This window comes from Flavobacterium degerlachei (assembly GCF_900106645.1).
Taxonomy (GTDB): domain Bacteria; phylum Bacteroidota; class Bacteroidia; order Flavobacteriales; family Flavobacteriaceae; genus Flavobacterium; species Flavobacterium degerlachei.
In genome coordinates this window covers 198,977-213,611 of the sequence record NZ_FNMV01000004.1, presented here as the reverse complement: position 1 = coordinate 213,611, position 14,635 = coordinate 198,977, and the positions used below count along the sequence as shown (strand labels likewise).

Sequence of the window (14,635 nt, the reverse complement as noted above, 5' to 3'; positions counted from 1 at the left end):
TCAAAATTAACAGTTAAGACAATTTGTCACCTGCATAAGTATTGGTATTCTATTTGAAAGAATTGTATGAGATTATAAAAACCCTTAAAAATATAAATATGACAACTGGAAAAATAAATGTTTCGGTGGAAAATATCTTCCCACTAATAAAGAAGTTCCTTTATAGCGACCACGAAATTTTCTTACGTGAATTGATTTCTAATGGGACCGATGCTACGTTAAAATTAAAGCATCTAACAAACATTGGCGAAGCCAAAGTAGAATATGGCAATCCAATTATTGAAGTAAAAATTGACAAAGAAGGTAAAAAGCTTCATATTATTGACCAGGGGTTAGGAATGACATCTGATGAAGTAGAGAAATACATCAATCAACTTGCTTTTTCAGGAGCTGAAGAATTCCTTGAAAAATACAAGGATTCTACTAAAGATTCTGGAATTATTGGTCATTTTGGTCTTGGTTTCTATTCTGCATTTATGGTAGCTGCAAAAGTGGAAATCATTACCAAGTCATATAAAGACGAACCAGCAGCACACTGGACCTGTGACGGAAGTCCAGAGTTCACATTAGAACCAGCTGACAAAACTACACGTGGAACTGAAATTATTTTACATATCGCTGAGGATTCATTAGAATTCTTAGAAGAGTCTAAAATAAAAGAGTTACTAAATAAGTACAATAAATTCATGCCTATTCCAATTAAATTTGGAACTAGATCTGAAAAAATTGAACAAAAAAAGGGAGAATCTGTTGAAGCAGAAGACAAAGACGAAGTCTTTAAAACTGTTGAAGTAGATAATATCATCAATAACCCTAATCCAGCTTGGACAAAACAACCAACTGAATTATCTGATGAAGATTACAAGTCTTTCTACCATGAATTGTACCCTTCACAGTTTGAAGAGCCGTTATTCCACATTCATTTAAATGTTGATTATCCGTTTAACTTAACTGGTATTTTGTATTTCCCAAAATTGGGTTCTGACTTACAAATTCAGAAAGATAAAATTCAATTGTACCAAAATCAGGTATATGTAACTGATAATGTAGAAGGAATTGTTCCTGAATTCTTAACGATGCTGAAAGGAGTTATTGACTCACCAGACATTCCATTAAACGTATCTCGTTCAGGTTTGCAAGCAGATGCAGCAGTTAAGAAAATATCGAACTACATCACTCGTAAAGTTGCTGATAAATTGAAATCATTATTCACCGAAAACCGTGAAGATTTTGAGAAAAAATGGAACGATATCAAAATCGTTTTAGAATACGGAATGCTTTCTGAAGATAAATTCTACGAAAAATCAAGTGCTTTCGTTTTATATCCTACTGTTGACAACAAGTTCTATACACTTGAAGAGTTAAAAGAAAACTTAAAAGACAAGCAAACAAACAAAGACGGTAAACTGGTTGTTTTGTATGCAGGAAATAAAGAAGCGCAACATTCGTATATCGAAATAGCACAAGAAAAAGGATACGAAGTTTTACTTTTAGATTCTCCAATTATCTCTCATTTAATTCAAAAAATTGAAGGAGACAATAGTGATTTAACTTTTGTACGTGTCGATTCAGATCATATCGATAATTTAATCAAGAAAGAGGAAACTACTATTTCTAAATTATCAGAAGAAGAGCAAACAGGTTTAAAAACAGTTGTAGAAACAATTGTACCAAAAGAAAACTATAGTGTACAACTAGAAGCCATGGACAGTCAGTCAGCTCCGTTTATCATCACGCAACCAGAATTCATGCGTAGAATGAAAGAAATGAGCCAGTCAGGTGGCGGTGGCGGAATGTTTGGAATGGGTAATATGCCGGAAATGTATAACTTAGTTGTCAATACAAATTCACCATTAGCAACAACCATTCTGAATACAAAAGACAAAGCAGATCAAGAACACTTAGTAAAACAAGCCTTAGATTTAGCTAAACTGTCTCAAAACTTACTAAAAGGAGAAGCATTAACTGCTTTTGTAAAAAGAAGTTTTGAAATGATCAAATAAGCAGAAAACCCATTTTATGAAGTAAAATGGTGTGAATCGCTTATTCCGAACTTGTTTCGGAATCTTTTCAGAAAATGAAAATAGACCTGCAAGCACAAACTTGTGGGTCTTTTTTTTTTTGGAGCAGAACTAATGATTTCCATAATAACTTCCCTCCCGCTATTCGCTACAATCTTTGCTCTTGGCTATCGCCACAGCAAAGGATTTTTGCTGCTATCGGGGCTAATTAAGGAGGTTTTTCTTTTACGATAACATTTAGAAAATACAGTAGCCAATTTGCACTCTTTTTTATACATCTTAACAAGATTAAAAAATGTAAAAGTTAAAAGTAAATGAAATTTTGAAAAAATATTTCATACTAAACATTGATATAAAAAACAGGGTTATTCCGCTGCCAAAATCTATAACACCAAATCGTATAAAAGGAAACCTAGACCGCGATGACTTATTACCTCAAAAAACTATTTCAATATCACACCAAATTTAATTGTAGTTTTGACGTTCATTGATTAGACATAAAAAATGAGCACTACTTGCTTCATTAACTTGTCAATAAAATTAAAATTCAGAACACATGTGGTGGCAATATCTATTAGTTTTTTTTGGAGCTCTATTATTTGACATAGTTCCTTTTCCGTTTGCACCCGCGTTTACAATAATGGTATTTCTTCAAATTCTTTTTGATCTAAATGTTTGGGCAGTGATTGTCATTGGAGTTGTGGGGTCGGTTATAGGTCGGTTTATTCTTCTTTTATATGCTCCGTTAATGGCCAACAAATATTTAAAGGCATCTAAAAATGAAGACATTAAGTTTCTTGGAGATAAAATGAACCAAAATAAATGGAAAGGTATTTTAGTGGTACTTGCTTATTCTTTGTTGCCGCTTCCTACCACACCACTTTTCTTAGGTGGAGGTATTTCAAAAATAAAGCCTATTTATATCATTGCCCCTTTTTTGGTAGGGAAATTCACTAGTGATTCGATAGCCTTACATTTAGGAAAATTTGCATCCGAAAATCAACAAAGTATCATTGACAATATTTTTTCATGGCAGTCTATTGCGAGTTTTATTTTGGGATTTGTAATGCTATTTTGTTTATTTTTTATCAATTGGCGTACCTTAATTCATACTAAAAAATTAGCTTTTGATTTTAAAATCTTAAATTAAATTATTCTTCCTGATTACGTGGCTATATACAATACGAAATAGATTATCGCACTAGCGCTGGTATGCCCACTTTCTCTGCTGCTTGTCTGCGACGACTACCTACTTAAAATAGTACACAAATCGTAGCTTTTGTAAAGCGGTTACCCAAAAAAATATTTTTTTTCAAATAGCTACTCGCTGCAAAAGAGTTCCATACTTGGGTTTCAGCCCAACACCCAACACTTCTTTTTTTCTAGCATCAGACTTCTTGACGTGGATTTTTTTTATAAAAAAACTGTTATCCCGTAAACTTTATCGAACTTTGGTTCATTAATTTAGTTGAACCATAATTTCAAAATACAAAGATGACCTTACATATAGAAACTCCTGCATTATTATTCTCTGCTACTTCATTGATTCTTCTGGCCTACACGAATCGCTTTTTGACAATTGCAACTATCGTGAGAAGTCTTAAGAAAACTTATGATGAAAAAGAAAACAAGAGTATTTTAATCGAAATTGCAAACCTCAACCTGCGATTAACGTTAATCCGTTACATGCAGCTTTTTGGAGTATTAAGTTTGTTTCTTTCTGTTTTTGCTATGCTATTACTCTTCTTTGATTTCGAAATAGGCGGTCTCTATTTCTTTGGCTTTAGCTTACTAAGCTTGCTTATTTCATTAGCACTTTCTTTTTGGGAAATCAGCATTTCTGTCAAAGCACTGCAAGTCCATTTAAGTGATTTAATGCCCTAACATTGGGATATTAACACATTAAAAACTACCTAAACGACAAAGAGCTGCGAATAGATTTCACCGCTCTTTGTCGTTTTTTATTTTGAAAAGATTATTGGTTTAAAATTCCACCATCCTCTTTTTTATCTTTATTCAGTAAATTAGGATTCTCTTTAGCCAACTTATTTTTTGTTGGAATCTTGTAATTTAAGCTAAATCCAAATTTCCTAGTGTCCATTTTATTGCTAATTAACAATGGTGTTTCATACGAATTGAAAGCATTTCTATTTCCATTCAACACATCATCAGCATAAATAGAGAGTGTCAGTTTGTCTTTTAAAAGCTTTTTAGAGAAAGTCAAGTCTAATGCATTTCTGAAAGGCTTAACCGCGATGAAGTAAAAATAATTCCCCTTTGGAACAATGTAATTGTAGTTAGCGACAAACTTAATTTGTTTTGGTAATACAATTTGCGACATGAAGTTAAACATCCAGAATCCATTAGTATCAACATTTGGAATTTCATGATATTGATAGCCCGCATACACATATAAAAAGTTCATGGTGTCAGGATTAACATTCATTTTCATTGTTTCTTCCAGTCCTTTGGTAAACAACATATAGGGAATTGGCATTCCAACACTAAAATTATGAATCTTAATCTCCGGAATATTCTCATTACTATTCACAACCACATCATCATTAAGAGTCACTCTCTGGATAACTTGATTTTTAGCAGAGCTAACATTATAACTTATAAAAGCATAATCAAAAGCACTTAACTTCACCTCATAATTATTAAAAATAGTAGGTTGCAGGTTTGGATTCCCTGAGTAGTCAATATTTGGATTTTGGTAATTGGTATTGTTTGGGTTCAATGCCGATGTACTAGGCAGCGTAATTTTTTTATTATAGTTTAAATTAAAATTAATTGATTTATTAAAATTATACTGGGCACTTGCATTCGGAAAAAAACGGAATTGCTCGAATGCCGTTAATTCAGCTGTATCTGTATTACCCGTAATATCATAATCTTCGGCGCGACCACCTACAATAAAATTCACTTTATCAAACCTAGTTTGCAGCTCTACGTAAGATGCCGCAGTTCTACGTCTATATTCTAGATTTTTAACTCCTTTGCTTTCCGCATCAAAAAGCAACTCTTCATACAAACTACCAAAACTTAACTTTCCTTCATCAGATAATTTAAGAGGTTGTGAATAATCAAATTTAAAATTATACAGATTCTGATTTGAGGAGTTATCTAATGTCGAAGACGAATTAGCTAACGGGCTCAGTTCAAAATCATTTTCATTACTGTTATAATTAAATTTGAATTCTAATTTCTTGGCTGCGTTCTCGAATTTCTTTTGGTAGGTCACCACGGCGTCTTGTCGCAAACCAGTACTCACTGAGGCATCATTAGTACTAAAATCAGGACCATTTCCCAAGGTATGGCTATCATTATTGTTGTGCGTTAAATCATAATTTAATAACAAACGGTCTTTGCCAATATCAAACGTCAATGCCGATTTAATGTAATTATTACGCCCTACTCGATCAGCATCTGTAGTTGACAGTATAGATGTGGTATTGTTTTCTTGTTTCTCAAGCGAAGTCCAAACCGCGCTTTCTCTATAATTCTGACCTAGGTTTAACTGCCAACCAAAGTATTTGTTTTTAGCACTTAACAAAAGACTGTTATTCATTCTCCATCTTACATCATCATAACTCGTAAAACTGGTACTATTAGTATAGGTTGCACTTAGATAATTCTTGGCATTTTTATTAGTTATAATATTCAAAATAGCACCTCCGGAAGTAGCGGGAAACTCGGCACCAGGTTGCGTAATAATTTCGATTTTTTCGATAGCATTCGCTGGCATTCCTTCTAAGAAAGCGTTCAATTCATTAGTAGAAATATTCAATGGACGACCATCCATAAAAACATCCAATTGCTTTCCTTGATACATCATTCCAGCAATATCTGAGGCTATTAATCCCGGTAATTTCTTAATCCCTTCTAATACTGATCCAGTATTTAGACTGGGTTGGTCAGCAAAATTAAAGATCGTTCTATCTGCCTTTTGCTCAATGGCTTTTTTAGTTTTGATAATAGCAACTTCATTTAATTCAGTTGTTTTTTCAACAGTTTTTTCCGGAGTATTTTGAGCCGAAATGCTAAAAAATCCTCCTAAAAACATTAGGGTAAACAGTATATTTTTTTTCATGTCTATTTTATAAGATGTACCATAAGTACTAACTTTAAGTGTAATGTTACAGACCTACTTTAAAATAAACAAAACTAATCCAAAAAGAACCCTAAATACAGCTGAAACTGACCAAAAAACCAAAGCCATACAAGACTAATTTTCAAAAGAAAGACAGTCTTTACTTGTAATTCATAACTAAAGCTTATCTTCGCCGGCTTTTAAATTTAAAACAATGATCGAAAATAGAGTGTTAAAAGGAGTTTTTTTAGTTGCATTTGGAGCGACCAGTTATGGTATGCTTGCTACTTTTGTAAAAATGGCCTATAACGAAGGATACACCACCGCGGAAGTCACCTCATCCCAATTTATTTTAGGAATTATTGGAATATTACTTATTAATTTGTTCCAAAAAGCAAAAAACAAGAATGCAGTTGTGAAAGCAACAACGCAAAACATATTCCATTTAATGCTAGCAGGAACTTCTTTAGGAATGACCAGTGTCTTTTATTATTTGGCTGTAAAATACATTCCTGTTTCTATTGGTATTGTTTTATTGATGCAAACCGTTTGGATGGGTGTTTTACTAGAAATGATTTTAGAAAAGAAGATCCCTTCAAACCAGAAAATCATATCGGTAGTTATTGTTTTGATTGGAACCGTTCTGGCCACTAACCTGATTCAAAATGAAGTGCAATTAGACTGGCATGGTATCATGTGGGGAGTTTTGGCAGCAGCCTCATTCACCACGACAATGTTTACTGCAAATAGCGTGGCTACTGAAATTTCTTCGGCACAACGTAGTTTATATATGCTACTAGGTGGCGCTGTGATTGTTTTTGGATTCTCGATAGCAACACAAACTACTCCATTCAATTTTGACATCTTCCTTAAATGGGGAATTGTACTTGCATTATTTGGGACTATTATTCCACCAATGCTTATGAATGCGGGCTTTCCACTTACTGGAATCGGTTTAGGAAGTATTGTCTCAGCATTAGAACTTCCCGTTTCAGTAATGATGGCTTATTTTCTTTTGAATGAAAATGTAGTTGGAACACAATGGCTGGGCATAATTTTAATTATTTTGGCCATAGTGATAATGAATGTGAATTTTAAAAAACGCAATAATTAACTGCCGTTTTTAATTAAAAACATATCCATTTAATATCCCTAAATTAGCAGCTGTACCAAATTAAATACGTTTCATTATGACTTTACCTTGGCATCTTTACTTAATGGCTTTGATTTATACAATTGCAGGACTCAATCATTTTAGAAGCCCTAAGCTGTATGAAAGGATAATCCCGCCCTATTTTCCCAACCCAAAATTATTAAATATAATAAGTGGTTTTGCTGAAATAGTATTGGGGATTTCCCTCATGATTCCAATGGTATCAAATTATGCTGCTTGGGGAACTATCGCCTTACTAATTGCCGTATTTCCTACTCATGTGTATATGTACCAAAATGAAAAGGCAGGAATGAAGTTACCAAAATTCGTTTTACTTTTACGAATGCCTTTACAACTGGTTTTGATTTATTGGGCTTATATCTATACCTAAAAGCACTAAATTTGTTACTTAAGCGAATGCAGAATTAATATCCAAATTAGAGTTTCGGAATGAAAAGTTAATGTAAAAAATGCTATTACAAATAGTCATTACGGTACCCTATTTTCGATTTGGGATCGGATTTTTGGGACATTCAAGACACTTTCAAAAGAGGACATTATTTATGGAGTAGACACTCACATGAAGATAGAAGAACACAATCAATTGCCGAATTTGTTAAAAATACCCTTTCAAAAACCACGCTCCTCCAAAAAGTTGTAAATACTATAAAAAAAATTGCTATTTAGGTCAGAAGTAAATATATTTTTATTAATATTGGTGTCTGATTTAGAATCAATTATATTAATCACTAAAAACAAATTGAATTAATTTTCACCTGATGAAAAAGAGTAACCGCAAAGAATTGACCTGGGAACAAACAGAAAAACTTGTTACAATGGCTTTAGAAGAAAAAAATCCTTTTGAAATTATCAAAAAAGAATTTGGTCTGGCCGAAAAAGAGATTCTGGAAATAATGAAAAAGAAGATGCCCGCAGAAAAATTTGAAATGTGGAAAAAGAAAGCTGCAGCAAACAAACCAAAACCAAAACCAATTAAAATTGATGATTTTGATGAAGATTTGGACGGTAAGTACTACATAAAAAATAAATTAGATTAACCAATTCAAAAAAACACTCTTAATTTAGGGTGTTTTTTTTTGCAAATAATTTTAAGACTCAAAATTCTAAAATATACTGTAACAATTTTATATTTTGAAAGTCTAATAAGTAAATCAAACTAACAAAAATGAAAAGAATAATTTACGCACTTGCATTTTCATCAGTATTATGGAGTTGTAAAACTACCAGTTCAATAGCGACTGCCAGTAAAGAACAGGTTCAAGTAGCAATAAACATAAGTGACATCATAGAAGACAAGGTGATGGTGACTGTAAAAGCCCCATCGATTACTTCTGATAAAATTACTTATCATATCCCAAAAACAGTTCCTGGAACCTACTCTGAGGACAATTACGGGAGATTTGTCGATGACTTAAAGGCCTATGACAAAAAAGGCAATTTACTAGTCGTAAACAAAATGGACACTAATTCATGGTCTATTTCAAAAGCTAAAACCTTAGATAAAATTACTTATTTAGTAAATGATTCCTTTGACACTGAAAAAGGGACAGGTTTTGGTCAAGATGATGTTTTCTCACCTGCTGGTTCAAACATAGATGCTGGTAAAAATATAATGCTAAACACGCATTGTTTTGTAGGTTACTTCACTAATTTCATGTCTACGCCATACAAAGTAGCTATTTCGCATCCAGCAGAAATGTGGGGAGCAACTTCAATGACTGATATCGACTCTAGCGCAACTAATGATGTATTTGTAACCTCTCGTTACGCTGAATTAGTTGAAAACCCAATCATGTATTCAAAACCAGACCACACTTCATTTATTGTTGACGGAATGGATATTAACATCAGCGTTTATTCCCCTACTGGAAAAGTTACTGCCGAAAGCATTACGCCAGAGATGAAAACAATGATGACCGCACAAAAGAACTTTTTAGGAAAAATTAATTCTACTAAAAAATACAGCGTATTATTGTATCTATCTACTATGCAGGATGGTGATGCAAAAGGTTTTGGTGCTTTAGAACATCCAACTGCAACTACCGTTGTTTTGCCTGAAGTGATGCCTAAAGAAGAATTGGTAAAATCAATGAAAGATGTGGTTTCACATGAATTTTTTCATATCGTAACGCCATTGAGCATTCACTCTAAAGAAATTCAAGACTTTGATTATAACGACCCAAAGATGTCAAAACACTTATGGATGTACGAAGGAGTTACGGAATATTTTGCTAACTTATTTCAAATCAATCAAGGACTAATTACTGAAGAAGATTTTTACAACCGTATTTCAGATCAGATTGAAAGAGCAAACGCAATGAACGATACCATGTCATTCACAACAATGAGTGCTAACGTATTGACACAACCATATAAAGATCAATATGTAAATGTGTACCAAAAAGGGTCATTAATTGGAATGTGCTTAGACATTATCATTAGAGAAAAAAGCAATGGCGAAAGAGGTATTCTTGATTTGATGCAAAAACTATCTAATGAATATGGTGTTTCAAAACCATTTAACGATGATGAACTTTTCGCAAAAATAACGTCATTGACTTATCCAGAAGTAGGACAATTTTTAGCCACATACGTTGCTGGAACAACTCCAATTCCTTACGATAACTATTTCGCAAAAGTAGGATTGTCAAGATCTACAACGAAAACTCCTGCTAATGTTTTCCTTAAAGGTCAAAAACCTTACATCACTGTGGATCCACAAACAAAAGAAATCATTGTTCTACCAAATATTGAATTAAATGACTTCTATACCTCTTTAGGATTAAAAGGTGGCGATGTAATAATGACAATAAACGACAAAGCATACTCACTGGAAAACATCTATGATATGATTGGCGCAAGTCAAAACTGGAAAGAAAACGATGCTATAACCGTAAAAATCAAACGCGACGGTGCAATACAAACTATTAAAGGGAAAGTAAAACTACCTTATGAAGAAAAACAAATACTAAAAGCAACTGACGCTTCAAAATCACAATTAAAAGAAGCTTGGTTGAAAGCATAATTTCAAACAACAATTTAAGAATCCCAATGTAGAAATATATTGGGATTTTATTTTTGCAATATTTCGATAAATTAGTCTCTTATGTTTCCAACTATTTTCTTTATTTTGCAGCAAAATATATAACCAATGAAAAAAATAATTCTTGCATTCGTTTCTCTTGTGCTATTAGCATCTTGTAACAAAACTGAATCAAAAGCAGACTTGCATATTACCGGAAATATCAAGGGACTAAAGAAAGGAACTTTATACATCCAAAGAATTGTCGATACGACCCTTGTGGCAATAGACACAATTAATATTGATGGTAGTTCTACCTTTGAAAGTGACATTGATTTAAAATCTCCTGAGATGTTGTATTTGTTTCTAGACAGAGGAACTAGCAACTCATTAGACAATAACTTGGTATTTTTTGCTGAGCCAGGAACCATCAACATAGACACTAACTTAGAATCTTATATTGCAGACGCAAAAATCACTGGTTCTAAAAATCATGATTTATACGAAGAGTATAAAAAAATCAATTCTCGTTTTACAGATGAAAAACTAACTTTAATTGAAAAAAAGTTCAATGCCATCAAAAGCAATAACACAAAATCAATTGACAGCTTAAATGCAAAACAAGAGTCAAACATCAAGAGAAAGTATTTGTTTGCGACTAACTTCGCCATAAACAATAAAGACCACGAGGTAGCTCCTTACATAGCTTTATCTGAAATCTACGACATCAACATTAAATACTTGGATACAATTCAAAAATCAATGACTCCAAAAGTAGCACAATCGCTTTACGGAAAGAAATTGACTGAATACGTAGCTAATATCAAAAACCAGAAATAAATCGATTAAAAACTCTATTTCGATTGTTTATCAAAATACAAAAACGTCTCGTGAAAATCGAGACGTTTTTTTTTGGTCTATGAAATAAAAACAATTCACGACCTGCTTTAAAATAAAAAACCACCTAACAAAAGTTAGGTGGTTTTACGATGAGCCGGCGGAGGGACTCGAACCCACGACCTGCTGATTACAAATCAGCTGCTCTAGCCAACTGAGCTACGCTGGCGTCTCATTACGGGTGCAAATATACACATGAATTTCATATCTCCAAATAAATAATCAATAAAATATAAATTATTTTTAGGAGGTAAAAAACGGCATTATTTCATTCAAAAACATAAAAAAACCACCTAACAAAAGTTAGATGGTTTTACGATGAGCCGGCGGAGGGACTCGAACCCACGACCTGCTGATTACAAATCAGCTGCTCTAGCCAACTGAGCTACGCTGGCGTCTCATTACGGGTGCAAATATACAGATGAATTCGATTTCTCCAAAACAAATCTGCATTTTTTTATCGTTTTTTTCGACTACAATTCGTTGATTTTAGCAATCAATTGATTTGCAGTTTGTTCTAATTCAACATTGATTTGTTTGAAGTGTGCTTTTTTGTTTTCAACGTTTTTTGCGTTCACTTTTGTGATCAATTCGTCAAATGCAGCAATAGCTTCATCAATTAAATTGTTAGTTTCAGTTGTTGGTTTTCCTGTAGTAGAAATTTCAAACAAGTAAACTGCTTCAATAATATCTCCTAAAACGTAGTTGATGTCTTTTTTTAAATTCTTAATATTTGCCATTTTATTTTTAATTTTAATTTGCGTCTGCAAAAGTACATATAATCTTTCTATTACTCGCTATGAAATGTAAATTTCTAAAATAGAAGCTTTTCCATTTAGCGCATAATTACTCATTGCCGCAGGAATCAATATAGTATCCCCTTTTTTATATTTAAAAGTGAGATCGTTGTGTTCTACCTCAAATTCTCCGTCAATACACATATAAACGGTAAAGCTATCCCCTTTCTTGGTAACAGCCTCAGCACCCTCTAACGGTATAAAATTAGTGGTAAAATAAGGACAGTCCACAATCGTATTTGATTGATTGATTTTCTTATCATAAGTACGATAAGTATCTACCTTATTATAATTGATTGCTTCAAGAGCCAAATCAACATGTAGTTCTCTAGTATTGCCTTCCGCATCCACTCTATCAAAATCATATAAACGATAGGTAATATCAGAAGTTTGCTGAATCTCGGCAACAACTAATCCCGCACCAATAGCATGAACAGTTCCTGTTTCTAGGAAAAACACATCACCTTCTTTCACCTTTACATCATCCAAAATAGAAAGCAACGTTTTATTCTTCAGATTTTCTAAATACTCGTTTGCATTTGAATTCTCCTTGAAACCAACAATGATTCTTGCATCCTCATCAGCCTGCATGATATACCACATTTCAGTCTTCCCAAAAGAATTATGACGCTTCTTAGCTAATTCATCATTAGGATGTACTTGAATCGATAAATCTTCACGTGCATCTAAATATTTAAAAAGCAAAGGAAACTCTTTTCCAAATCTTTCATAAACAGCAGTTCCTAAAAGCTCGTTTGGTGAATCATCAATGATTTCCATCAATGATTTTCCTTTTAGTTCTCCATTAGCGACAATACTAACATCACCTTTAACAGTTGACAACTCCCAGCTTTCACCAGTAATTTTTGATGTAATTGGTTTATTAAGAACTGTTTTTAGCTTTTCGCCTCCCCAAATTCTTTCTTTTAAAATAGGCTCAAACTGTAAAGGATACACTTTTGTCATCATTGTCTTTTTTTTATTTCCAGCAAACGCATTTCACAATTTTGCAAAACAACAGCTGATATATGATTAATTTATAATGCTAATTTTTTAATAGTCTCCAGTGCTTTAGGTATATGTTTACCAGCCATCATACTATCAAATATCATTTGGATTTCCCCATTTCGATCTGCTACGTAAGTTACCCTTCCAGGCAACAAACCAAACATATTAGATGGAACGCCAAATAATTTTCTGATTTTCTTATCGCTATCTGACAATAGAATAAAGGGTAATTTGTATTGTGTGGCAAATTTTTGATGTGATTCAAAACTATCACTACTGATACCAATAACCTCAGCACCTAAATCTTTGAAATCTTCGTATTGATCCCTAAAGCTACATGCTTGTGTTGTACAACCAGGTGTATTGTCTTTTGGATAAAAATAAATGACAAGAGGTTTTTTTCCAACAAAATCTTGACTGTCAAAATCATTCCCATTACCATCTTTCGCGATGAAATTTGGGATTTTATCTCCTACTTTCAATTCCATTATTCTCCTTTATAAGTTACAAAATTGCGAGGCGTTTCATAAAGAACTACTTCTAAATCAAATTCACTTTTGATTTTTTTTCTTAATTTATCCCAAATAACCACCACAATATTTTCGGCTGTGGGATTTAGGTTTTCAAATTCAGGAACATCTACATTTAGATTTTTATGATCAAATTTATTTTCCACTTCTTCCTTGATTAGGTCTGCCAAAATCTTGACATCCATAACAAATCCTGTTTCCTGATCAATTTCGCCAGTAACACTAACAATCAAATCATAGTTGTGACCGTGGAAATTAGGATTATTACATTTGCCAAAAACCGTATCGTTTTGTTCGAAAGTCCAATCCTTGCGATACAGTCGATGGGCCGCATTAAAATGTGCTTTTCTACTTATGGTTACTCTCATTGTAATGTCTTTTTATCAGATTTCTGAAATATTAGATCTATAATTTATACTTTATGGTCTTCCAAATAATGATAGAACTCGTCAAATATGATTTTAAACCATACGGTATAGATTTCCGGATGTAATAACATATCACTTTTAACGGCTTCAATATTCATCCATTTCCAAGCCTCGACCTCCTCTGGATTGATTTCTGGTTTTTCGTTATAATAACCAATCATCACATGATCGAGTTCGTGTTCTGTCAAACCATTATCAAAAGGAGCTTTGTATATAAAATGAAAAAGTTCTTTGAGATCAGTTTTAAAACCCATTTCCTCAAACAGTCTTCGGCTTCCAGCTTGAATATTGGTTTCACCTTCCCGTTGATGACTGCAACAAGTGTTAGTCCAAAGCAATGGCGAATGGTATTTATGATGCGCCCTTTGCTGCAACATGATTTCATTATTACTGTTTAAAACAAAAACAGAAAAGGCACGATGCAACACTGCTTTTTCATGCGCCTCTAATTTAGGCATCAATCCAATTTGCTCGTCGTCTTTATTAACTAATATTACGTTTTCTTCTATCATATCTATTTTTAGCGTCACAAAAATACAAAAAAGATAAACAATAGAAACGCCTTTAACAATCTGTTTCTTTTTGTTGAATGCCAAAATTGTTATGAATATTCGAATTGAATAGCATAAATCCATTCAAAGATTCTTTCGTACTTTTGACAAACC

At 33.1% G+C, this 14,635-nt stretch carries 14 protein-coding genes and 2 tRNA genes; 8 read left to right on the top strand and 8 right to left on the bottom strand.

The window, feature by feature from the left end:
• Nucleotides 1-98: 98 nt before the first annotated feature.
• From htpG to BLV91_RS05940, 3 genes are all read left to right on the top strand, one after another.
• Nucleotides 99-2,003, top strand: coding sequence for a molecular chaperone HtpG (gene htpG / locus BLV91_RS05950; protein WP_091430809.1), 1,905 nt, complete (start codon nt 99-101; stop codon nt 2,001-2,003).
• A 574-nt stretch (nt 2,004-2,577) separates the two neighbouring features.
• Nucleotides 2,578-3,171, top strand: a complete 594-nt coding sequence (locus tag BLV91_RS05945; protein WP_091430704.1) for a hypothetical protein — start codon at nt 2,578-2,580, stop codon at nt 3,169-3,171.
• Nucleotides 3,172-3,515: 344 nt separating this feature from the next.
• Nucleotides 3,516-3,905 (top strand): DUF2721 domain-containing protein, encoded by a 390-nt coding sequence (locus BLV91_RS05940; RefSeq protein WP_091430702.1) that lies wholly within the window; start codon nt 3,516-3,518, stop codon nt 3,903-3,905.
• A 91-nt stretch (nt 3,906-3,996) separates the two neighbouring features.
• On the opposite strand, the gene BLV91_RS05935 is transcribed toward BLV91_RS05940, so the two are convergent.
• Nucleotides 3,997-6,114, bottom strand: a complete 2,118-nt coding sequence (locus tag BLV91_RS05935) for a TonB-dependent receptor domain-containing protein (protein ID WP_091430700.1) — start codon at nt 6,112-6,114, stop codon at nt 3,997-3,999.
• Between the two features lie 214 nt (nt 6,115-6,328).
• On the opposite strand from BLV91_RS05935, the gene BLV91_RS05930 reads away from it, so the two are divergent.
• The 5 genes from BLV91_RS05930 (at nt 6,329) to BLV91_RS05905 (ending at nt 11,150) form a co-directional block, all read left to right on the top strand.
• Entirely contained in the window at nt 6,329-7,228 is a 900-nt protein-coding gene (locus tag BLV91_RS05930; RefSeq protein ID WP_091430697.1) for an EamA family transporter, read from the top strand.
• Nucleotides 7,229-7,304: 76 nt separating this feature from the next.
• The gene (locus BLV91_RS05925; protein ID WP_091430695.1) at nt 7,305-7,658 is read left to right on the top strand and encodes a DoxX family protein; all 354 of its coding nucleotides are present in this window, start codon (nt 7,305-7,307) and stop codon (nt 7,656-7,658) included.
• 388 nt (nt 7,659-8,046) lie between these two features.
• Nucleotides 8,047-8,325, top strand: coding sequence for a DUF2805 domain-containing protein (locus tag BLV91_RS05915; RefSeq protein ID WP_091430693.1), 279 nt, complete (start codon nt 8,047-8,049; stop codon nt 8,323-8,325).
• A gap of 128 nt (nt 8,326-8,453) precedes the next feature.
• Nucleotides 8,454-10,313 carry a M61 family metallopeptidase gene (locus BLV91_RS05910; protein WP_091430691.1) on the top strand — a complete coding sequence of 620 codons (1,860 nt, stop codon included), beginning with the start codon at nt 8,454-8,456 and terminating at the stop codon, nt 10,311-10,313.
• 126 nt (nt 10,314-10,439) lie between these two features.
• Complete coding sequence (locus BLV91_RS05905) at nt 10,440-11,150, top strand: DUF4369 domain-containing protein (protein WP_091430690.1); 711 nt, start codon at nt 10,440-10,442, stop codon at nt 11,148-11,150.
• A gap of 152 nt (nt 11,151-11,302) precedes the next feature.
• On the opposite strand, the gene BLV91_RS05900 is transcribed toward BLV91_RS05905, so the two are convergent.
• From BLV91_RS05900 to idi, 7 genes are all read right to left on the bottom strand, one after another.
• Nucleotides 11,303-11,376: transfer RNA gene (locus BLV91_RS05900), tRNA-Thr, on the bottom strand.
• A 152-nt stretch (nt 11,377-11,528) separates the two neighbouring features.
• Nucleotides 11,529-11,602: transfer RNA gene (locus tag BLV91_RS05895), tRNA-Thr, on the bottom strand.
• 78 nt (nt 11,603-11,680) lie between these two features.
• Nucleotides 11,681-11,947 (bottom strand): hypothetical protein, encoded by a 267-nt coding sequence (locus BLV91_RS05890; protein ID WP_091430688.1) that lies wholly within the window; start codon nt 11,945-11,947, stop codon nt 11,681-11,683.
• Between the two features lie 57 nt (nt 11,948-12,004).
• Nucleotides 12,005-12,973, bottom strand: coding sequence for a type I phosphomannose isomerase catalytic subunit (locus BLV91_RS05885; protein WP_091430686.1), 969 nt, complete (start codon nt 12,971-12,973; stop codon nt 12,005-12,007).
• A gap of 68 nt (nt 12,974-13,041) precedes the next feature.
• Nucleotides 13,042-13,500: a peroxiredoxin gene (locus BLV91_RS05880; RefSeq protein ID WP_091430684.1), complete on the bottom strand. Its 459-nt coding sequence runs from the start codon at nt 13,498-13,500 to the stop codon at nt 13,042-13,044.
• On the bottom strand, nt 13,500-13,910 hold the full coding sequence (locus BLV91_RS05875; RefSeq protein ID WP_091430682.1) for a 6-pyruvoyl trahydropterin synthase family protein: 411 nt from the start codon (nt 13,908-13,910) through the stop codon (nt 13,500-13,502). Before BLV91_RS05875 ends, BLV91_RS05880 begins: the two co-directional genes overlap by 1 nt.
• Nucleotides 13,911-13,954: 44 nt before the next feature.
• Nucleotides 13,955-14,482 (bottom strand): isopentenyl-diphosphate Delta-isomerase, encoded by a 528-nt coding sequence (gene idi / locus BLV91_RS05870; RefSeq protein ID WP_091430807.1) that lies wholly within the window; start codon nt 14,480-14,482, stop codon nt 13,955-13,957.
• Nucleotides 14,483-14,635: the final 153 nt, after the last annotated feature.

Coding starts and splice junctions, on each gene's coding strand:
- htpG (WP_091430809.1), top strand. CDS start 99: ATGACAACTGGAAAAATAAATGTTTCGGTGGAAAATATCTTCCCACTA.
- BLV91_RS05945 (WP_091430704.1), top strand. CDS start 2,578: ATGTGGTGGCAATATCTATTAGTTTTTTTTGGAGCTCTATTATTTGAC.
- BLV91_RS05940 (WP_091430702.1), top strand. CDS start 3,516: ATGACCTTACATATAGAAACTCCTGCATTATTATTCTCTGCTACTTCA.
- BLV91_RS05935 (WP_091430700.1), bottom strand. CDS start 6,114: ATGAAAAAAAATATACTGTTTACCCTAATGTTTTTAGGAGGATTTTTT.
- BLV91_RS05930 (WP_091430697.1), top strand. CDS start 6,329: ATGATCGAAAATAGAGTGTTAAAAGGAGTTTTTTTAGTTGCATTTGGA.
- BLV91_RS05925 (WP_091430695.1), top strand. CDS start 7,305: ATGACTTTACCTTGGCATCTTTACTTAATGGCTTTGATTTATACAATT.
- BLV91_RS05915 (WP_091430693.1), top strand. CDS start 8,047: ATGAAAAAGAGTAACCGCAAAGAATTGACCTGGGAACAAACAGAAAAA.
- BLV91_RS05910 (WP_091430691.1), top strand. CDS start 8,454: ATGAAAAGAATAATTTACGCACTTGCATTTTCATCAGTATTATGGAGT.
- BLV91_RS05905 (WP_091430690.1), top strand. CDS start 10,440: ATGAAAAAAATAATTCTTGCATTCGTTTCTCTTGTGCTATTAGCATCT.
- BLV91_RS05890 (WP_091430688.1), bottom strand. CDS start 11,947: ATGGCAAATATTAAGAATTTAAAAAAAGACATCAACTACGTTTTAGGA.
- BLV91_RS05885 (WP_091430686.1), bottom strand. CDS start 12,973: ATGATGACAAAAGTGTATCCTTTACAGTTTGAGCCTATTTTAAAAGAA.
- BLV91_RS05880 (WP_091430684.1), bottom strand. CDS start 13,500: ATGGAATTGAAAGTAGGAGATAAAATCCCAAATTTCATCGCGAAAGAT.
- BLV91_RS05875 (WP_091430682.1), bottom strand. CDS start 13,910: ATGAGAGTAACCATAAGTAGAAAAGCACATTTTAATGCGGCCCATCGA.
- idi (WP_091430807.1), bottom strand. CDS start 14,482: ATGATAGAAGAAAACGTAATATTAGTTAATAAAGACGACGAGCAAATT.